This is a genomic window from Gayadomonas joobiniege G7 (assembly GCF_000300815.1).
Lineage (GTDB): Bacteria > Pseudomonadota > Gammaproteobacteria > Enterobacterales > Alteromonadaceae > Catenovulum > Catenovulum joobiniege.
This window is the reverse complement of the sequence record NZ_AMRX01000001.1, coordinates 632,851-653,463: the sequence shown is the minus strand read 5'-3', so window position 1 is coordinate 653,463 and position 20,613 is coordinate 632,851. Positions and strand designations below refer to the sequence as shown.

The 20,613-nt window shown below is 42.2% G+C and carries 19 protein-coding genes and 1 pseudogene; 2 read left to right on the top strand and 18 right to left on the bottom strand.

The genetic code is table 11. The annotated features are described in order from the left end of the window. Positions 1–97 precede the first annotated feature (97 nt). Positions 98–673 carry a hypothetical protein gene (locus tag C727_RS0103175; RefSeq protein ID WP_017444183.1) on the bottom strand — a complete coding sequence of 192 codons (576 nt, stop codon included), beginning with the start codon at positions 671–673 and terminating at the stop codon, positions 98–100. A gap of 233 nt (positions 674–906) precedes the next feature. On the opposite strand from C727_RS0103175, the pseudogene C727_RS17865 reads away from it, so the two are divergent. Further along, a pseudogene (locus tag C727_RS17865) lies at positions 907–1,729 on the top strand (IS3 family transposase); the annotation flags it as partial. A 293-nt stretch (positions 1,730–2,022) separates the two neighbouring features. Here C727_RS17865 and C727_RS19870 read toward each other — a convergent pair. After that, positions 2,023–2,835, bottom strand: a complete 813-nt coding sequence (locus tag C727_RS19870) for an RHS repeat-associated core domain-containing protein (protein WP_155949155.1) — start codon at positions 2,833–2,835, stop codon at positions 2,023–2,025. Between the two features lie 117 nt (positions 2,836–2,952). Between C727_RS19870 and C727_RS19955 the strand changes: the two genes are divergently transcribed. Then, positions 2,953–3,147 carry a SymE family type I addiction module toxin gene (locus tag C727_RS19955; RefSeq protein WP_017444181.1) on the top strand — a complete coding sequence of 65 codons (195 nt, stop codon included), beginning with the start codon at positions 2,953–2,955 and terminating at the stop codon, positions 3,145–3,147. Positions 3,148–3,212: 65 nt separating this feature from the next. On the opposite strand, the gene imm40 is transcribed toward C727_RS19955, so the two are convergent. The 16 genes from imm40 to C727_RS0103075 form a co-directional block, all read right to left on the bottom strand. Beyond that, the gene (gene imm40, locus C727_RS18950) at positions 3,213–3,545 is read right to left on the bottom strand and encodes an Imm40 family immunity protein (protein WP_051008715.1); all 333 of its coding nucleotides are present in this window, start codon (positions 3,543–3,545) and stop codon (positions 3,213–3,215) included. A gap of 1 nt (position 3,546) precedes the next feature. Then, positions 3,547–8,322, bottom strand: coding sequence for an RHS repeat-associated core domain-containing protein (locus tag C727_RS0103150; protein WP_017444179.1), 4,776 nt, complete (start codon positions 8,320–8,322; stop codon positions 3,547–3,549). Positions 8,323–8,650: 328 nt separating this feature from the next. After that, complete coding sequence (locus C727_RS0103140; protein ID WP_017444177.1) at positions 8,651–8,833, bottom strand: hypothetical protein; 183 nt, start codon at positions 8,831–8,833, stop codon at positions 8,651–8,653. Between the two features lie 33 nt (positions 8,834–8,866). Beyond that, positions 8,867–9,487, bottom strand: coding sequence for an urease accessory protein UreG (gene ureG / locus C727_RS0103135; protein ID WP_017444176.1), 621 nt, complete (start codon positions 9,485–9,487; stop codon positions 8,867–8,869). A 20-nt stretch (positions 9,488–9,507) separates the two neighbouring features. Then, positions 9,508–10,251, bottom strand: coding sequence for an urease accessory protein UreF (locus C727_RS0103130; protein WP_237742281.1), 744 nt, complete (start codon positions 10,249–10,251; stop codon positions 9,508–9,510). Next, complete coding sequence (gene ureE / locus C727_RS0103125) at positions 10,196–10,645, bottom strand: urease accessory protein UreE (protein ID WP_017444174.1); 450 nt, start codon at positions 10,643–10,645, stop codon at positions 10,196–10,198. Before ureE ends, C727_RS0103130 begins: the two co-directional genes overlap by 56 nt. 10 nt (positions 10,646–10,655) lie before the next feature. Then, positions 10,656–12,359 carry an urease subunit alpha gene (gene ureC, locus C727_RS0103120; RefSeq protein ID WP_017444173.1) on the bottom strand — a complete coding sequence of 568 codons (1,704 nt, stop codon included), beginning with the start codon at positions 12,357–12,359 and terminating at the stop codon, positions 10,656–10,658. Continuing rightward, complete coding sequence (locus tag C727_RS0103115; RefSeq protein WP_017444172.1) at positions 12,359–12,667, bottom strand: urease subunit beta; 309 nt, start codon at positions 12,665–12,667, stop codon at positions 12,359–12,361. Before C727_RS0103115 ends, ureC begins: the two co-directional genes overlap by 1 nt. 10 nt (positions 12,668–12,677) lie before the next feature. Then, positions 12,678–12,980: an urease subunit gamma gene (ureA, locus tag C727_RS0103110; RefSeq protein WP_017444171.1), complete on the bottom strand. Its 303-nt coding sequence runs from the start codon at positions 12,978–12,980 to the stop codon at positions 12,678–12,680. Positions 12,981–12,992: 12 nt separating this feature from the next. Beyond that, a complete protein-coding gene (locus C727_RS0103105) occupies positions 12,993–13,850 on the bottom strand; it encodes an urease accessory protein UreD (RefSeq protein WP_017444170.1) in 858 nt (285 codons plus the stop codon). 2 nt (positions 13,851–13,852) lie between these two features. Then, positions 13,853–14,548 carry an urea ABC transporter ATP-binding subunit UrtE gene (urtE, locus tag C727_RS0103100; protein WP_017444169.1) on the bottom strand — a complete coding sequence of 232 codons (696 nt, stop codon included), beginning with the start codon at positions 14,546–14,548 and terminating at the stop codon, positions 13,853–13,855. Continuing rightward, a complete protein-coding gene (gene urtD, locus C727_RS0103095) occupies positions 14,548–15,357 on the bottom strand; it encodes an urea ABC transporter ATP-binding protein UrtD (protein WP_017444168.1) in 810 nt (269 codons plus the stop codon). The genes urtE and urtD overlap by 1 nt, the downstream gene beginning before the upstream one ends. Beyond that, positions 15,354–16,478 carry an urea ABC transporter permease subunit UrtC gene (gene urtC / locus C727_RS17855; protein WP_017444167.1) on the bottom strand — a complete coding sequence of 375 codons (1,125 nt, stop codon included), beginning with the start codon at positions 16,476–16,478 and terminating at the stop codon, positions 15,354–15,356. Before urtC ends, urtD begins: the two co-directional genes overlap by 4 nt. Next, positions 16,478–18,106, bottom strand: coding sequence for an urea ABC transporter permease subunit UrtB (gene urtB / locus C727_RS0103085; protein ID WP_017444166.1), 1,629 nt, complete (start codon positions 18,104–18,106; stop codon positions 16,478–16,480). The genes urtC and urtB overlap by 1 nt, the downstream gene beginning before the upstream one ends. A 119-nt stretch (positions 18,107–18,225) precedes the next feature. Then, the gene (gene urtA, locus C727_RS0103080; protein WP_026052528.1) at positions 18,226–19,509 is read right to left on the bottom strand and encodes an urea ABC transporter substrate-binding protein; all 1,284 of its coding nucleotides are present in this window, start codon (positions 19,507–19,509) and stop codon (positions 18,226–18,228) included. 74 nt (positions 19,510–19,583) lie between these two features. Beyond that, positions 19,584–20,528, bottom strand: a complete 945-nt coding sequence (locus tag C727_RS0103075) for an outer membrane beta-barrel protein (protein WP_017444164.1) — start codon at positions 20,526–20,528, stop codon at positions 19,584–19,586. Between the last annotated feature and the right edge of the window lie 85 nt (positions 20,529–20,613).

The window sequence follows — 20,613 nt, the reverse complement described above, 5'->3', positions numbered from 1 at the left end:
TACTCTGACACAGGGGGCAGGGAGATAATTTAACAAAGTAGAAAGAAAAACGCCCTATGGAGCACCGCGTTTTAAAAGTTAAACAATAGTGATATTATTATTTGTTTTTACAGCACATAATATAGCTTTCACCGTCTAAAGCCCCCAGGATAATAGAGTCGAGTTTTCTAATTAAATCAGAAAGTTGAATTTCACTCATTGTTTTAAAATTAATTTCAAGAGGCTCATTTATTATGACACTTAGAAAATGCCAACTAACACTAGTCGCATAAATTAGAGATTTAATTTGCATAAAATCAACTAAATTTGCTTTAGCTAGAAAGTGCATAATATTTTCATCAAGCGTAAATGCTGTTGTATTCATTTTGTTAGCATCTATTTTAGATGCCATTACATCATCAAAAACAGCGATACATCCTCTTATTGATATTGATTTTCCTATATACTTAGCAACCCAATCGGTTGGCGTTTCTGCATCAAGAGAGGAACAAATATTATAACCCGAAGAATAATTACTGATTTTCTTTTCATCAAAGTTTTTTGGTAATAAAAGTTTAAATTCAAAATCACTACTAGTCCAAAATTTATTTATCAAGCGACATATTAAAGTATCAACAGACAATACTTCCTGGAAGTAATTAAATTCTTCATTATTTAACGATATTTCTTTCATAAAATTTAAACCCAAAGTTATTTTTTCGGTGTTACATTTCCATCCTGATCTATTCTCCACCCTGGAGATTTTCTATCATTAAAATCCCAATGTGGTCCTATTGGTTCTTCATGCTCTAAATCAGGGTGTAGACTGTTAGGTCCATTAGGATCTTTATATCCACCATATTTACCTCCTTGGGGTTGCTTACCTTTCCACTCCCACTAATAGTCGGTAGGCGAAACTGGTTGTTTTTACTTTGCCGTGTAATAAAAGTAAGTAAATCCGGTTATTACGACTGGCTGAATCGGCCTGCTCAGCTGATAGATATCAATACATTGAAGCTTTACCGGCGTGTCCGGGACTTGTTTAAAAAAGCCGAGGAAGCTTAGGCAACCGAGAAATGGTAAAGCGATTACGTAAAGAAGGCTATAAAGTTGGTCGGTATTTTGTGAGAAAAATTATGCACCGTTTGCGCCTTAAGGTGGCTCAGAGAGTTGCTTATAAGGTTACAACCAAACGCAAACATACTGATGCAGTCGCTGATAACCTTTTGAACATGAATTTCAATCCAACAGCTGCGAACCAGGTGTGGGCTGGAGATGTGAGCTATTTAAAAACCGGTGAAGGCTGGATGTATTTAGCCGTCGTTATGGACTTATATTCACGACGAATTGTCGGCTGGCACATAGACAAGCGTATGACCGTTGATCTAGTGTCTAAAGCCTTAAAAAAGGCGCATAACTTACGTCAACCACCTAAAGGGGTGGTTTTTCATAGTGATAGAGGCTCGCAATACACGAGCAAAGACTATCAAAAATTGTTGGGGCGCTATGGGATGCGGGCCAGCATGGGGGATGTAGGTGCGTGTTGGGATATGCAGTGGTTGAGCGATTCATCGGTAGTTTGAAGCATGATTGGATATTAAAGATCAACCAACCAACAAGGACGTTTATAAATCAGAATGTTGCTCTTTACATTAAGTATTACAACTTAGAAAGGCTACATTCAGCTAACGGCGACTTATCACCAATTGAGTTTGAAAATTCTAAACAAAAAGTGTCCGATATTGCTTGACCAGTACACTGTTATTTATTTATGACAATTAGGACATTTTCCTCTAATTAAAATATACGCTATTGGACTTCTAATCACTCCGTCACCTTTGCCTTGATAAGGTGGTTTGTTGCAAAACTGACATTTAAGCCGAATAAAATATATTATATATAGTATAAATAATGAAAATACAGGTAATGGCTGTAATTCCCTTAACGTAGAGTATTGCTCAGACAGTAAGGTTAATAGTATTAAGCATAAAAAAAGAATTAATAAAGATAGCCTTACTTTGCGAACTAAAGTCATAAATCCTCCTATCTGGTCGGGCATTGAAGTAAATGTTTAGGGCGACCACTATTTGGCCTCGGAGAATGTGGCGAATTTAATTTTCTATTCAGAAAATCTCGTATGCTATATGTCTCAGTATTATTAGCCGTAACTTTATATCCAGGAATACCTGTTACATCAATACCTAAACTAAAACCAGTCCATTCTTTAGTTTGAGGGTTTATATGGCTAGATATTGAAAGACCTAAAAAGTCACCTGTAGTAGAAATAGTTGTTCCATCAATATTTTCTCTTCCCCCTAATAAGAAAGTAGCATTAAAACCCGCTGAAATATCGAAGCCAGTACCGCCACCTCCATTAGCTAAAATACCCGCGTCTATATCTCCTTGATCTCCGCCTGATGTAAACCAAATTCCTAAGCCTCCGTCACCACCTCCACCGACAATTCCAGATGCACCACCATCTAAAAGAATAGATACTAATCCCGTCGGATCCACATTCATCACTGGATTGCCACCAACATAAGCATAGGTGTTAATGCCACCTGCAAGCTTAATTGGGTCACTGGAGATGTATTGCCCTAATGCTGGGTCATAGTATCGATGCCAGTTATACCATAAGTCTGACTCGCTATCATAATACTGGCCCGGAAAGCCAATATTCATCTCTCCAAAGTTACTATTTTGCATCACCACTTTGCGGTTAAACGCAAAGTTGCGGGCACGCCATACCGGTTGTGGGCTGGCATTGCCCAAATCGGTGAGATTATAGATAACCTGAGGACGGCCTAAATGGTCACCGTAAACCATGTAAACTCGGCTGCCTTTGGCAATGGCCACCAATCTATCACCCAAATACAAGTATTCTTTGTCCAATACACCATTTTTATATTCTGCTAATAGTTTTTCTGAGCCCGGTGCATAAATGTACTGATAGCTGGTGCCGCTGCCTGGGCCTTGGAGTATCTGTTTAAATACACCATTTACTTACCCTGTCGATCACCTTTAAAAAACGATACTGGCGCAGGCGCTTGGCGTAAAATTCCTTGGATTAATTTACGGGGCTTTTGGCTTGAGCAAGCCGGGTTTGAGATTGGGACGCCTTACACCATTGAGGTGTATGACAAGAAGTTGGTTTTTACTGTGGTTTAAGTAAAAACAGCGGCTAAGATTAAAACCTTGCCGCTGTTTTTTCATGAGAGATTAAAAAATATCAATTAAGCATCAACAACTAAAACATACCTGATATTCAAGCCATCAGCTTCTTTGTAATTCTGTAAATATTGAATGGCTTTTTCATGACTAAGGCGAACAAACTGAGATGATGGGAGATCATCTTTATTGCAATACCAATTGTCATAAGTTGGGCGAAAATATCCATCACTTTCAAGCTCATAAACATCGCCGCCCAATATACCCAACTCAGAATCAGATAGAAGCTCAACAGCCTTGAGAGCATCCGCTTTAGTCAAAGCTATCTCTCCACCCTCTGCCTCAGTTCTAGGCACTCCACAGCTTTTTATATATTCACTAAATTGCGAGTAACTCATATTATTTTTTCTTAAGCCTTTCAAATTGACGATGGTTAATTGTTTTATCGGGTTCAATTATCCAACTGAAATTCCCGTCTTTTCCATTGATACTGCCAGGAAGTTCAACCTTGGTTCGCTCAATCCCATCACCGCCAGTAATCTTTTTAACTGAGGCTGCATCGGCTTGCTTATCAACTAAGGTTGGGAAATTGTGATCAGTATCCTTACCGTTCATTTGCCGCTTAACTTTATCGGTAAACGTAGTTCCATCGAGAGGGTTTGCTTTCTTTGTAACCCTTCTAAGCTTATTTGCTGTACTAACTCCACCAGGAACAAATGGAAGAACAGCCGCACAAGCATCTACAACAGTACCAGCAGCACTAATAGCGCCCTCTAAATAATTTCCATTTTTAAAATCTGATACTGTTTGAGCTGCTCCCAACGCAACGTTAAACAGATCCCAAGGAGTTTCAACCGCCAATCCCGCTGGATCAACCAACATCACCGGATTGCCGCTCACATACGCATAGGCGTTAATGCCACCATCTAAGCCAACCGGATCACTTGAAACATAGCGCCCAAGTTTTGCATCATAGTATCTGTGCCAGTTATACCATAAATCCGACTCTTTATCATAATACTGGCCCGGAAAGCCAATATTCATTTCACCAAAGTTACTATTTTGCGTTACCACTTTGCGGTTAAATGCAAAATTTCGCGCACGCCATACCGGTTGTGGGCTGGCATTGCCCAAGTCGGTCAGATTATAGATAACCTGAGGACGGCCTAAATGGTCACCGTAAACCATGTAAACTTGGCTGCCTTTGGCAATGGCCACCAATCTATCACCCAAATACAAGTATTCTTTGTCCAGTACACCATTTTTATATTCTGCTAATAGTTTTTCTGAGCCCGGTGCATAAATGTACTGATAACTGGTGCCGCTGCCAGGGCCTTGGACTATCTGCTTAAATACACGCTGTTTGCTTGCATTGTAACCATAACGTACTTTGCCAATAATATTGCCGTTATTGTCTAGCTGACGGCTTTCGTATAGCTGGTCAAAGGCGTTAAAGGTTAAATTTGGCGTGACATTTGAGCCAGCCGCTGTGTCAATTGACAGGCTCCCTCGACCATCATTTTTAAATGATAAATCATAGGTAGATGCGTTCGCGCCGTTTGATTGATAGCTATCAATGTCTCCTAAGACACCAGCGTTGGTGTATTGGTAATTGTGCGTCCGGGTAAAGCCAGCAAAATTTTGTTCGGTATAATCGCGATTGTTGGCCCCATCATAATAGATATTAGCACTGCTATAGCCCTGTGGCGTTTGGTTATCCCCCGAATAGGCTTCATAGGTCAAACGATTCACCTCATCATAACCGTAGTCATGATGGTTGCCATGGGTACTGTCTGTTATATCGGTGATACTGCCATTGTTATCATAGGTATACCCTAAAGTAAGTTTGCCCGTGATACTGGTAAGCTGGTAGGCTTGGTTATATACAAAGTCAACAACTTGGTCGCTGCCTGGGTTGTTAATTTTATAATAACTCAGGGGCCCCATTGGCTCATATTCAATACCATAAATAATTTGCTGACCATTAAAAGTCAATGAGGTAATTTCCCCAGTTTGGCTATCTCTAGCGTACTCCAGCGCTCTGTTGGAAGGGTAAGTGAGTTTTGTTAATTCTGCCTCAGTATTGTATCTAAACCCTATTGTATAGTTGGTCCCATTGATACTTTGGGTATATGAACTCAGTAAGGCATGTTTGTTGTTGTATTGATAACTTGAGGATATCGATACAATTTGACCTGTCGCGCTTGTTTGCTGAAGCTGATGTTTACCCGTACCTGAGGTGTGATCTGTATAACTATAGCTTTGACTCGTTGGCCCAGTATATTCAGCTGGCGGATAGTTTAGAGTCGCCATATGTGTCTTTTGCTGGCCATAATTGCTTGAAGTCACCGTGTCGACTCTGGTTCCACTTAACCCAGGTGTCTGCTTGGTTATTGTTGTAGAATAGTGACTTGCACTAACTGCACTTTTGGTAGTTTGGTAGGTAAGTGGTGAAATCTGACCTATTTTATCTGTTGACGCTGTGCCAGCTTTATTCGAGTTAAACTCAAATAGCCCTTCGACCGCTCCACTGTCCATACCAATTTCTAATTTATCTAATGACTTTTGCCAATCAAATATCGACTCTTGATAGCTATTGTCTGGTAATAAAACCCGAGTTGCAGACTTGTCTTGGTTAATCGCGTAGTTATACTGAGTTAAATTATTTTCACCGTCAGTAATCGATTTAATTCGACCCATTTCTGTATATAGCACTGTGGTCGTATTACCCATGGCATCTGTTGTCGTTTCTAATTCTCCACGAGCGTTGTAGGCATACTCAACATGGTATTTTTCAATACCATTCTTTTTATAAGCTTTGCGCCACAATTTACCTCTGTTATTGTATTCATATGCTTCAATAACCCCATTTCCATAATCGATATAGTCAATTTTTTCATCAGGGGTATAAAAGTACTCAACCACTCTTCCTGTCGGTGAAGTAACTTTTTTTAACAGTCCGTGCATAGAATAGCTTGGATATTGATACTCATAGGACCAATCATAAATTCCCTGGAAAAAGCTACTTGGGGGTGAATAACCACTTGCAAAAAAGGTTTTGCCGGTCACGTTTCCATAGGCGTCGTACGATTGGTAAAGGTAAGAGCCATCAGCACTAACTGTCAGTTGAGGGTAGCCATTTGCATCAAAATCACTGTAGTTAACTTCTTTATTATTTATCCCTTGTTTAACCACACGCCCTTGACTATCAAACTCTGTATATTCGGTCATTGGGACTTTGCCCGACGTCCCGCCAGTTGGACCATAAATTGTTGTTCTTTTTAATAGACCATTACTATGGTGGGTATGGGTGTATTCATAATGTTCACTGTCGCCATCTGTGTAGTGTGTAACAGTGTGATCTATTAAACTAGGGTTACCCGTTTCGTAAACAAAATGGGTTGTGCCATCTGGCGTGGTTATGCTCAGGGGGAGTTTTTCACCCGTGTCTTTCCATATTGTTTCAGTGGTAACCCCATGGCTTGCGCCCTCTTTTTTAACAGTAACTCGTTCTGGCCAGCCGTACTGATTACGTGTTTCGAAATGTGTTTCTAAATATCCCCCATTTTCGTCATCTGATAATGTCTTTTTTACCAATGGGTAATTATGGCTGTCATAAGTAAAATGGGTTTCGCTTTGTAAACAAGCGCCTGATGGCTGCCCAATAACACTTTTTAATTGCCCGTCTTCAACCGTATAAACAGTATCAGCACCTTTTGTCACGGTAATTTGATCACCGCTACGGTTAAACGTTGCCAACGGGTATTGTTGGACTCCACTGGCTGTGTTTAGATAATGGTACGAGCCAATGCTTTTAAAGTTATCGTCGTAGGTCCATGTCGCATAAGGGGTGACCACTTCAGGGAAATCGCCATTTTCATATAAACGACTTGTGCCATTGCCTAAACCAACCGCACGTAGCGCAAAAGCGCGGGGTTTAACTTCACCATTTGCATCAAATGCGTTGTTATCTAGGTATTGATAATATTGAGACTTAATGATACTTCCAGAAGTATTACGGTGTACAACCGAAGTCAACGCATGAAAGTATGCATCCCCGCAGCCATAAGTTGAATACGGCCCACACACGTTGGTACCACTATTTATTAATGAAAAGTTATACTCTATTGTACTGCTGTCTGGTAAGGTGACAATGGTTTGTTTAACTGGCCCGCTTTTAGTATTTTCATCAAAAAAGGTTTTGTTAAAAACGAGCTGTGAGCCATCACTTCGCGTGATTGTTAGCTTTGTAACAATATTCGTCCACTGAGTAGTCACGTAATCTATGGTCTGCGTAATACCGGTTTTTAAATCTTCTCTTTTAACAAGTTGACCTATGTAATTATAATGATCAACAATGCCATTTTCGTTAGTATAAGCTGCCCCAAAGAACTCCTGGCCATCCGGCAGTTGATAATCATACCAAGATTCGCCTGTGTCGTAATACTCATGAAGTTTACGGTTTTTGTATCTTGTATAGCTTACTTCGATAGGTACAGTGATTTGAGTATTTTCACTGGTATATCTCGTTGCAACTTGCCCTAAACTCTCTCCATCCAAACGCTCCGAAATAACACCATAATCGGCTTCGCCATAATATTCCTCTTCCCAAGAATACCAAAAAGCATCTGAATAATCGAAAGATTCAGACTCTTGAATGCGCAACGAACCCGCAATTCCATGCATTAAGGTAGATACCTGAGATTGAAGGCTTCTCACCTTGTAGTACTTATCCCAGTTACTGCGCCATCCCAGCAACAAAAAACCTTCATCAGGCAGGTGTCTGGCACTCCAATCATTTGACTTTGATGCAGAGACCCATCGATTTAAATGATTGGAATAATAAAAAGCGCTAAACTCTCGCGGCTTATATAGACGTTGAATAGTTAAAGGAAGGATCTGATGAGCCGATGTATAGTCGGTAATTAACTGGGTTTTTTCACCGGATATAACATCAATCGGGTTGCCTTCTTTAGGTTTAGTTCCGCACTTATTTTTATCTAAAAATTTACGATTATTGCTTTTAGACTGTGTTTTAGGGTCGTTATCCGAACTGTATTGAAGGTTTCCATTCTCATCGCGCCCCCAATTACTCAAGTACGCCATCATGTTGTCAAGATCGGCTTGCAAACTTTGGAGCTCTGACTCATTTTGCGCAGCCTGAGCATTTTGCATATCTAAGATAAAGTCATCTATGTAAGCGTCCTGATCCCCGTGCTTGCCCGACTACCCCAATAGTCTCCATATCAACTTCATCAGCGCACACAAGTGCATTATAAATACACAGTGCTAATAAAAAATACTTATTCATCCTTTACCCTTATTTTTAACGCCTATCCAGATCTTTGTAACAACTTAAAAAGCGCATGCCGTTAATTACACAAAAACGCCAAACGCAGAAAACAACAAAAAAAAATAAATGATAAACAAAAAAACAATTTTGCAACAAAAAAGCCAGCATAAAGCTGGCTTTTTTATTTAACGAATGATTTATCTTATTGTATTAGTCTTGCTTGCGGCTTTTGCGGCTACGCCACCAGCTAATGCCTTTAAAAACAACGGCTGCAAAAACAATCCAAAATGCGGCGTGATAAAATGCGTGTGCATTGTCGCTTAAATGATGATCTGGGTGTGCCATTGCTTGAGTCGAAAAAAATGCGACTAGCATAAATAATACTGTTTTCATAAATTGCCCTCTAATTGTGCTAATTTGCTTAAGTTAACTGGCGGATACCGTAAGCATACCTTCTTCTTCAATAAATTTGATAATTTCTTTAAGCCCTTGCTGCGCTTTAATGTTGGTGAATAAAAATGGTTTATCACCACGCATTTTTTTGGCGTCTCTGTCCATCACTTCTAACGAAGCGCCAACATACTCTGCAATATCAATTTTATTAATAATTAATAGGTCTGATTTAGTAATACCTGGACCGCCTTTACGAGGTATTTTATCACCTGCCGACACATCAATCACATAAATTGTTAAATCAGACAGTTCTGGACTAAAAGTGGCGGATAAATTGTCGCCGCCGCTTTCAACCAAAACAAAATCGAGTTGGCCGTGGCGCTTTTGCAGTTCGTCAATCGCAGCTAAGTTCATTGAGGCATCTTCACGGATCGCGGTATGCGGGCAACCACCGGTTTCTACCCCTAAAATGCGATCAGGCTCTAACGCACTATGGCGAGTTAAAAACTCGGCATCTTCACGGGTATAAATGTCGTTGGTTACCACTGCCATATTGTATTTTTCACGCAGGGCTGCGCATAGTTCGCGCAATAACGCCGTTTTACCCGAGCCGACCGGGCCGCCGACACCAATTCGTAAAGTTTGTTTTTTCATTTGTACTCCAGTTAAAACGGTTAAGACCTAAACAGCCTTGAATATTGTTGTTCGTGTTTTGCTGCTGCCATAACTTGGTTAGGCATGCTGTCGCCCGCGTCTTGCAAAGCTATTGTTAAACTTTTTTCAACACAGGGCGAGATCTGATGCGACAACTCAAACAGTAAGTTTTGCGCTTGGGTTTGGCCTAACGGCACCAATTTGGTGGCGGCCGCGATTTGGTTTTCTAAAAATGTCCATAAAAAACCTGCCAGTGCGTTATTTAAACTAATTTGCCAGCGCTGTGCACACAGCGCAAACGCACAAGCAAAGCTGGCTTCATCGGCTTGTTGCAAATATTCCAGCCACCGGCAGTTAGCTTGCGGTTGGTTGTTTAATAAACGCAGCATGGCTTGGCCCATTGCCACTTCACCTAACTTTAATTCTTTGCTTTCTCGTAGGGCGATAGACAACTGATTTAAATAAATAAATTGTGCTTTATCGTCCGCTTCTATGGCTTTTATTGTTTCTCTAATTATAACCAGATCTGAGGCCACCACAGAGTTTTGCATCACGGCAAGTACCCAATCAGCACAGCTTTTATCATCCGTCACCCAAGCCGCATCAACTGCGTATTCTAGCCCCAACGAAAACGAAAAGCCCCCGACCGGCAGCGCTGGGCTGCACAGTTGTAACAAGCGGCTTAATTGTAATATATCAGCACTGCCATTAGTGGGCATGGCTATGCCCTTTATGACTGCCGTACGCGCCGCTTTCGGGCTCAAACACAGCCTCTTTGTCACTAATGGTTAAACCATACATTTCACATAGTTCAGTTAATACATGATCGGGTTTAAACCTTAACCAGCGCTCGCCCACTTGCAACACGGTATGACGGTTGCCAAGGTGATAACAAACTTTGCTAAACGTTAGCCAATCGTCACTGCTGGCCGTTATCACCGGCTCGGCGGCACCTTTTACTTCTATTAGCTGACCACATTCGGTTTTTAATACTTCGCCAACCTTTAACGGGTGCCCACGCTCAACAAAAATGCCAATTTCGTGGCCACTATCGGTACGACTTTTAATGCGTGCTTTTTGCCGCGTGCCATGGTCTAAAGTGATGCTATCGTTCACCGCTTGATGAACGTGCGAAAGTCTTTGATACGCTTGTAACATGCTGCTCTCTTTAAAATAAACTATATCTTTGTGCCAGCGGTAATTCGGTGGCGGGTTCACAGGTTAATAAAACACCGTCGGCGGTCACTTCATAAGTTTGTGGATCAACTTTAACCTCTGGCGTTTCGCCGTTGTGGATCATGTCTTTTTTGCCGATATTGCGGGTGTTTTTACACACGCCAATTAAACGTTTAATGCCAATTTTTTCTGGCACTTGTTTGTCCACCGCGGCTTGCGATAAAAAGGTCATGCATGTTTGCCCTGTCGCCTTGCCCAGCGAACCAAACATAGGTCGGTAATATACTGGCTGCGGCGTTGGAATAGAGGCATTTGCATCGCCCATTGGCGCGGCTGCAATAAATCCACTTTTTAGGATCATGGCAGGTTTAATACCAAAAAATGCCGGTTTCCATAACACTAAATCGGCTAGCTTACCTACTTCAATTGAGCCAACTTCGTGGCTAATACCATGGCTGATCGCCGGATTTATTGTATATTTGGCAACATAACGCTTAGCTCTAAAGTTATCATTTTCTTCGTTATCTGGTGCCAGTGGGCCACGTTGTACTTTCATTTTATGAGCGGTTTGCCAAGTACGGCAAATCATTTCGCCGACCCGACCCATGGCTTGTGAGTCGGACGCTATCATGCTAATCGCGCCAATATCGTGCATGATATCTTCAGCAGCGATACTTTCTTTACGAATACGCGAATCGGCAAAAGCGATGTCTTCAGGAATAGAGGGATCTAAATGATGGCAAACCATCAACATATCTAAATGCTCGTCTATCGTATTAATGGTGTACGGACGAGTAGGATTGGTTGAAGACGGCAACACATTTTCATGCCCGCACGCAACAATAATATCTGGCGAGTGACCACCACCCGCCCCTTCGGTATGGTAGGTATGAATGGTGCGGCCTTTAAATGCACCTAAGGTGTCTTCGACAAAACCAGATTCGTTTAAAGTATCGGTATGAATGGCTATTTGCACATCGTATTGCTCAGCAACATCTAAACAGTTATCTATTGCTTGCGGCGTAGTACCCCAATCTTCGTGCAATTTTAAGCCGCAAACGCCGGCTTCAATCTGCTCCACTAGCGCATCGGGTAAGCTGGCGTTGCCTTTACCTAAAAAGCCAAAATTCATTGGCAAGTCATCCGTCGCCTGCAGCATTTTATGAATATACCAAGGGCCCGAGGTACAAGTGGTTGCGTTGGTGCCGGTCGCAGGGCCTGTGCCACCGCCTATCATGGTGGTCACGCCAGACATCAGCGCTTCGTCTACCTGCTGAGGGCAAATAAAGTGAATGTGCGCATCTATGCCACCGGCGGTAATAATTTGGCCTTCGCCGGCAATAACTTCGGTGCCTGGACCCACTTCGATGTCGATATTGTCTTGAATATCTGGGTTGCCCGCTTTACCAATTTTAGCAATGCGGCCATCTTTAATGCCAATATCGGCTTTAACTATGCCCCAGTGATCTAAGATCAGCGCATTGGTGATCACTAAATCAACGGTTTCGGCACTGGTTGCTTGGCTTTGCCCCATGCCGTCACGGATCACTTTACCGCCACCAAATTTTACCTCTTCACCATAGGTGGTATAGTCTTTTTCTGGTGAAATCCATAGCTCGGTATCGCCTAAACGTACTTTATCACCCACAGTTGGGCCAAACATATGTGCATATGCGTGTTTATCAATTGAAGCCATTAGTCTAAATCTCCCATCACATCACCCCGAAAACCATATATTCTTCGGCGGCCCACGTATGCCACTAAAGTCACTTCGCGCTGCTGGCCCGGCTCAAAACGCACTGCGGTACCGGCGGTTATATCTAAGCGATAGCCTTTGGTTTTTTCGCGCTCAAATTTTAGCGCTGGATTCGTTTCGTAAAAATGATAGTGCGAGCCAACCTGAATAGGACGGTCACCTGCGTTAACCACCTCAACTGTTATTTTTTGGCGGCCAACGTTCAGCTCATGGTGCCCAGCCGGGCTTTTTATTTCTCCGGGGATCATAGCGCTTTCCTTATACAATTGGGTTGTGAACGGTCACTAACTTAGTGCCGTCGGGAAAAGTGGCCTCTACCTGCACTTCTGGGATCAACTCAGCAATCCCATCCATGACTTGGTCACGCGTTAACAAAGTGCGGCCATAATCCATTAATTCGGCTACAGTGCGGCCATCACGGGCACCTTCCATTATTTCCATTGTGATATATGCCATAGCTTCTGGGTAATTAAGTTTTACCCCACGCTTTAAGCGTCGCTCTGCTAACAGCGCCGCAGTAAAAATAAGCAGTTTGTCTTTTTCTTTGGGTAATAAATCCATAACGGTTTCCTTTTAGGTTAACCAGATACGAGGAGCGCTGGCTTCGCGCTGGCACAAAGTGGCTCTGGCAATATGCCATAATTGGCTAAAAACATCTTTGCAGTCTGAGGTTTTTGCACCTAAATAACGGACCAAAATAATCTCATCTAAACGCGTTAAACTAAACTGCTCAGCAAGCTCTAGTTGTTGTAAATGGTTGCACAAGTTTTCTTCTAACGCCAATACGTCATTTTGCTGAGCACTACTGGCAATCACAAAAGTGCCTAACACCGGCTGCTGATTTAAACCCGCCAGTTGCTGCATAATTTGGTTTTCTGGGTTTATATTTAATCTATCATGCAATTTTAGCTGACCATTAATATACACTTGAGTTTGCTGCACTAAACGACCGTCTGCAAAAGGTTTATCAACCACAGGTAAACCCAGTGACAGTACTTCCCAGCCTAAATAAATGCTGTTGGCCGCCAGTTTTACGGTTAACTGGTTAATTGCATCTGCATTGGGATAAATTAAAGTTTCTTGAGGTAAATACTCAAGTACTGCATCTTTGGCTAAATCAAAGTGGGTATGCTGCAATTGCTTGCGCGCATCATCATCGCTTAAGTCTCTTGCTTTATAAAACCGATTTGCGCCAGGCGTTGTTAATAATGCGTGTGCGCCCGCTTCCACTTGACCGGTAATATATAATTTATCACCCGACACTATGCCGGCAGGCGGGTGCAATAAATAAACATGGGCCACATCGGGCCCTTCAGGATAAAATGCTTTTTGTACCGACAGCGGACCGTCCCGTTTAACCTGAGCTAATCGGGTGCCCACTGGCGTTTTTTTAAAGCTGAGCTCAAGTTGAGCTAGCCAGTTTTTTGTCATACTTATACCGCTAAATATTGGCCAACCAGTTCGTCGGTTAGTTCTTGCATGGCGCCTGATGCTACCACCTCACCTTTTTCCATCAAGTGAAAATTTTCACCGACAGCGCGTGCAAAAGGCAATTTTTGCTCAACTAAGACTATGGTCATGCCCTGCTCTTTGTTGAGTTTTAATAAAACATCACGAATTAATTGCACCACATTTGGCTGTATACCTTCATTGGGTTCATCCAAAATTAAAATGTCTGGATTTACCACCAAAGCGCGGGCAATAGCGAGTTGCTGCTGTTGGCCGCCCGATAAATCGCCGCCGCGTCTGTGCAGCATTTCTTTAAGTACAGGAAACAACTCAAACACATGTTCTGGTATGGTTTTACTGGGTTGGCGTTTACAGTTTAAGCTCACTTTCAAGTTTTCTTCTACTGTTAGCTGGCCAAAAATGTGGCGGCCTTGCGGAACATAACCGACACCAATTTCAGGGCGGTTTTCAACTGATTTTTTAACCGCATCCACCCCATTAATCACCAAGCTGCCCGATTTTATCGGTAACATGCCCATAATACATTTTAAGAGTGTCGTTTTACCAACACCATTACGGCCCATAATACAGGTGCGCGAGCCTTTTTCTATGGTCATGTTAAGATCCCATAAGATCTGAGTACCACCATATTTTTGGTTTACATTTTTAAGCTCTATCATTACGCCCCCGTCTCTTCACCTAAATAAACCCGAACCACTTCAGGGTTTGATTGAATTTCTGACATGCTGCCTTCGGCTAATACACTGCCTTGGTGTAATACGGTGACCTTACGCGCAATTGAGCGCACAAAGGCCATATCGTGCTCAACCACAACCACCGAATGCTCGCCCGCTAGCGAGGTTAATAACTCGGCGGTGCGCTCGGTTTCTTGCCCAGTCATGCCAGCTACTGGTTCATCCACCAGTAATAATCTAGGCTCAGCGGCTAATAACATGCCAATTTCTAACCACTGTTTTTGACCGTGAGAGAGTGCACCCGCTTGTTGATAACACTCTTTTTTAAGCCCCACTGTGGTTAAAATTTTATCAATTTTATCTTTTTGCTCACCGGACAATTTATGAAATAAATTCGTCCATATGCCTTTATCACCTTTTAAGCTCAGCTCTAGGTTTTCAAAAACCGTTAGCATTTCAAACACAGTTGGTTTTTGAAATTTACGACCGATACCAGCGCGCGCAATTTCGGTTTCGTCCATCCCTAACAAATTCACTTGTTGACCAAAACTAACATTACCGACATCAGGTTTGGTTTTTCCGGTGATCACATCCATTAATGTGGTTTTACCGGCACCATTGGCGCCGATTAAACATCTAAGTTCACCGTCATTGATATACAGGCTTAGGTCATTCAGCGCTTTAAAGCCATCAAAACTCACACTCACATCTTCAACATATAGGATGACACCGTGACGTGTATCCGGGCTGATATTGTCTTCAGCCAACAAAGGAGAACCGGCTTTATTCATCATGACTGTACCTCCTGTGGTTTTTTATCTGTTTTATTTTGTTTATATTTTTCGATAAGTTGCGGCACGAAACCGGCTAAACCTTTAGGTAATAACAAGGTCACCAGCACAAACAAACCACCCAGCGCATATAACCAGGCTTCTGGCATGATTGCAGTAAATCGGGTTTTAGCGTAACTGACCACCAGCGCACCAATAATGGCACCGTATAAAGAGCCGCGTCCGCCAATAGCTACCCAAACAACAATTTCAATTGAGTTTAGGGGTGAAAATTCGCCTGGGTTAATAATACCTACCTGAGGTACATATAAGGCACCCGCTACCCCAGCTAACATCGCCGATACAACAAAAATCCAAACTTTATAATGCTCTGGCTTGTAACCGATAAAACGTACTCGATTTTCTGAGTCGCGAATGGCAGTGACCACGCGGCCCATTTTTGAGTTCACAATAAAGTGGCACAGCGCAAACCCTAACGCTAAAAAAGTCGCAGTGACCGCAAACAGCACTACCCGAGTGGTATCAGACTGCAAAGAAAACCCTAAAATGTCTTTAAAATCGGTTAAACCATTGTTGCCACCAAAACCCATCTCGTTGCGGAAAAAGGCCAATAATAGCGCGTAGGTCATCGCCTGCGTCATAATTGATAAATACACCCCACTGACTCGCGAGCGAAATGCCATAGAGCCAAAAATGTATGCCAATAAACCAGGCCCAGCTAATACTAAAAATAGGGTCCAGATAAAACTGTCAGTACCGGCCCAATACCAAGGCAAGCTATCCCAGTTTAAAAACACCATAAAGTCAGGCAGCTCAGGGTTACCATAAACGCCGCGATCACCTATCTGGCGCATTAAATACATGCCCATGGCGTAACCGCCCAAGGCAAAAAATGCACCATGACCCAAACTTAAAATACCGCAGTAACCCCAAACTAAATCAACGGCTAATGCTAACAAGGCGTAACACAAGTATTTACCAAACAAGGTAACCGTATACGTGCTTACATGCAGTGCAGAGCCTTCTGGGAAGGCCAGGTTACAGATAGCCACATAAAGGGTCGAGATAAATAAGCAGCCCACAACCACGGGTAAACTACCCAGCTTTTTTAATTTGTCTAACATCATTCTGCTGCTCTCCCTTTTTGTGGAAACAGACCTTTAGGGCGTTTTTGAATAAACAATACTAAGCCAACGAGCACTATGATAGTGGCCAACACAGATCCAGTGACGGGCTCTAAGAATTTATTAATAGTGCCGAGCGACATGGCCGCTACGAGCGTACCCCACAGGTTACCTACACCACCAAATACAACCACTAAGAATGAATCAATAATATAAGACTGACCTAAGTTAGGACCTACGTTGGTTAACTGGCTCAGTACCACACCCGCGATGCCTGCAATGCCCGAACCTAACCCAAAGGTGATGGCATCCACTCGGTCACTACGTACACTTAATGCGCGCGCCATTTCTCGGTTTTGCGCGACAGCGCGTACGTGCAAACCCAGTGAAGAGCGCTTCATAAACGCAAGCAATGCAAAAAATACCGCTAAAGCAAATAAAATAATGTACAACCTATTAAAGGTTAACGAAAAAATAGGGTTAATTTGCCACGATCCACTCATCCATTCAGGGGCAGCTACGGTGCGGTTTAACGGTGAAAATACGCTGCGTACAACTTGTTGTAAAATGAGGCTGATACCAAAGGTTGCTAATAAGGTTTCTAATGGACGACCTTTTAAAAAGCGGATAACGCCGCGTTCAATTAAAATACCCACGCTGCCAGATACAATAAAAGCAGCAGGAATGGCAATAAATAACGAATAGTCTATCCACTGCGGAAACATTTGCTGGATCACATAAGTGGTATAAGCACCCAACATGATCATCTCACCATGCGCCATGTTAATAACGCCCATCACCCCAAAGGTGATCGCCAAACCTATCGCGGCCAATAACAGTACCGAGCCTAAACTTAAACCAAAAAATAAGTTTTCGATAAACTCATAAAACTTACGCTTTTGTTTAATGCTGTCTACCGCACTGGTTAATGCTTTTTGTAGCGCGCGGTCATCTTTAGTTAATTCAGTTTTTTCTATTTCAGCTAAGCGGTTTAATTGCACCTGCATCGCATTACGAACTTCAGGCTGCAAACTTTCTTTAAGTGCTGTTACCGCTGCAATTTTTTCTTTAGCGGCCCCTTCATTTAGTTGATACAAAGCAACAGCGGTTGCCATTAATTCTTTAATCTCTGAATCCTGTTCGTTGCTTTGATGCTTTTTAATCAGCGCAACTGTATCTTCATCTATGTTTTCTAAAATTTCTTGTACCGCGGCTAAACGAACGGCTTTGCTATCGTGAGTTAGGTCGATTTGCGCTAACAAACCGCGGATATGGCTACGAATTCGATTACTCGTACGGATCTTTTTAATGCTAGGTTTGCCGTCCTGAGTTAATACACTTAGGCTAAGTACGTCAGTTAACTTATAGTCTCCAGAATCACTTTTGCGTACACTAACCACCTGTCTGTTTGATTTAAGGTAATAGAGGTCGCCATTTAAAATTTCGGTTAAAACAAAACGAACTTTTTCATCTTTGTGGCCGGCAATTTGATCCAATAGCGGAGTAATATTGCGGAGTGTTTTGTGCGGAAGCTGATTTATCAGGCTATCTACCTCGTCTGCTGCAAACGCAGGTCGGCACACTACCATCATCAGCAAAGTTAAAATAAAACAGAATCTGCGCACCATTGCGATATTCCTTCAACTTTGTGTTTTACATTGTTGGGAAGCATCTTGCCTGTGTACGTCTGAACTTAAACAGACAAGATACTATTTGGGAGTTTTTTAATTATTTATTTTTGTTTTGCTTAAAATTGCTGGCCAGAACATTTGGCAGTTTTAATGTCAAAGTTGCCGCAGTTAACTGGTTTGGTCCAATCTGAAATCAGGTTTTTAGAGCTATCTAAGTAGTCAGACCAAGCATCACCAATAACAGTACCAGCAGTTTCCCAAACCACTTCTAATTGACCATTGTCTTGAATCTCGCCAATTAATACCGGCTTAGATAAATGGTGGTTGCTATTCATCACTGCAGTACCGCCCGTTAAGTTAGGCACGGTAATACCTATCATGGCTTGCTCAACTTCATCTACGTTAGTTGTACCGGCTTTTTCAACTGCTTTGGCCCACATTTTAAAGCCGATATAAGTCGCTTCCATTGGGTCATTGGTTACACGTTTTTCGTCACCAATAAATTCGCGCCATGTGGCAATAAATTCTTCGTTGGCGTCGCTTTCAACACTTTGGAAGTAGTTCCAAGCGGCTAAGTGACCAACCAGTGGCGTTGTATCAAAACCAGAAAGCTCTTCTTCACCAACCGAAAATGCAACCACCGGAATATCTTCAGCAGAGATGCCCTGGTTACCTAACTCTTTGTAAAATGGTACGTTTGCATCACCGTTAATGGTTGAAACAACCGCTGTCTTTTTGCCTGCAGAGCCAAACTTTTTAACTTCTGAAACAATGCTTTGCCAATCTGAATGACCAAATGGGGTGTAGTTAATCATGATGTCTTTATCGGCAACCCCATTAGCTTTTAAATAAGCTTCTAAAATTTTGTTGGTAGTACGCGGATAAACATAGTCAGTACCTAACAATACCCAACGCTCTGCACCGATATCATTCATTAAATAATCAACCGCTGGAATGGCTTGCTGATTTGGCGCAGCACCTGTGTAAAATACGTTGCGCGAAGATTCTTCGCCTTCGTACTGAACGGGATAAAAGAGTAAACCGTTTAATTCTTCAACAACCGGCAAAACAGATTTACGAGAAACCGAAGTCCAACAACCAAAAATAACATCCACTTTATCTTTTGATAAAAGCTCTCGTGTTTTTTCAGCAAATAAAGGCCAGTTAGATGCTGGGTCAACAACCACAGGTTCTAATTTTTTACCTAATAAGCCGCCTTTTTTGTTTTGCTCTTCAATCATCATTAATACGGTATCTTTTAATGTGGTTTCAGAGATTGCCATAGTGCCTGATAACGAGTGCAATACGCCAACTTTAATGGTTTCGGCGGCGTACGTCATAGAAGTCATTAAACCACTTGCGACAATAGTGCCGGCTGCAATGAGTTTTTTCAGTTTCATCTGTCTATCCTTTTGTATTTGTTCAAAATTGGCACCCGCCATTGAGTGCCTATGATTGATTAAGCTGGTTTAAATTAAAAAGTGATTAAAGCCTCAACTGCGATAGTATCGCTATCGCCATTGGTATCGCTGTCGTCCATACGGTATTCAAATACCATTAATAAGTTTTCGCTCACGGTATAGCTTGGTGAGATGGTAATGGCGCTACCGTCGTCAACCACGTTGCCTGCTGCATCTTCAATTTCAAAATCGTGGTAACGCAACGTAATACCGGCATTATCAAAGGCATAGTTACCCATTAATAAATAACCAGAACCTTCACCACCGCCTGCGTAATCACCCAGGTTGTATTCAGCCGCCAAGGTTAATGGACCTTCAGAATAGGCCGCCCAGAAATTCGCGGTATTGGTATCGCCATCTTCTAAATAAAAACCTTTAACCGTGATTGAATCAGTGGGTGTTAGTGCCAACATAATTTCGTAGCCTGGGTTTTCGCTGTCACTGTCTTCTGGATTATAAGGACTGTTTACAATTGAAAGTGCGGCAGAAAATGTGTCTGTGCTATATAAACCAGAAACACCTTGTTGGTAATAACCATAAAAATAAGGGGCGTAACCAGTTCCTGAATACTGGAATAAACCGGTTGGCTCTTCAGTTTCCCAACCTGAATAACTTAAAAATCGACCGGCTTTTACCATAAATTCGTCAGTTAAGTCATAAGTGAAAAATGCTTGTTCTAAATCAACTGCGCCATAAGAATCTTTGTATTCAAGATCAACCTGAGCATTTAACTTGTCGCTAAAGCTATATAAGAGGTCAATTTCAAATTGGTCTAAGCTGGATGACGAAACCGAATCAGCACCGTCGAAATCGGTATAAACATACGACATATCAATAAAACCAGTTACCGCAAGCTTATCTGACAATTGAAAATCGTCTGCCGCTAACGCAGCTGGTGCTGCAACAGAGGTCGCCATCAGTACGGCTGTGGTCAAACTTTTAAGTTTTGCTACTTTCATGGTTGTCATCCTGTATTTGTTGTTTTTAAGTGTGTATCTGTGTTTTCAGCGAGACTTAGTATTGCGCTATTTGGCAAGGGTTAAT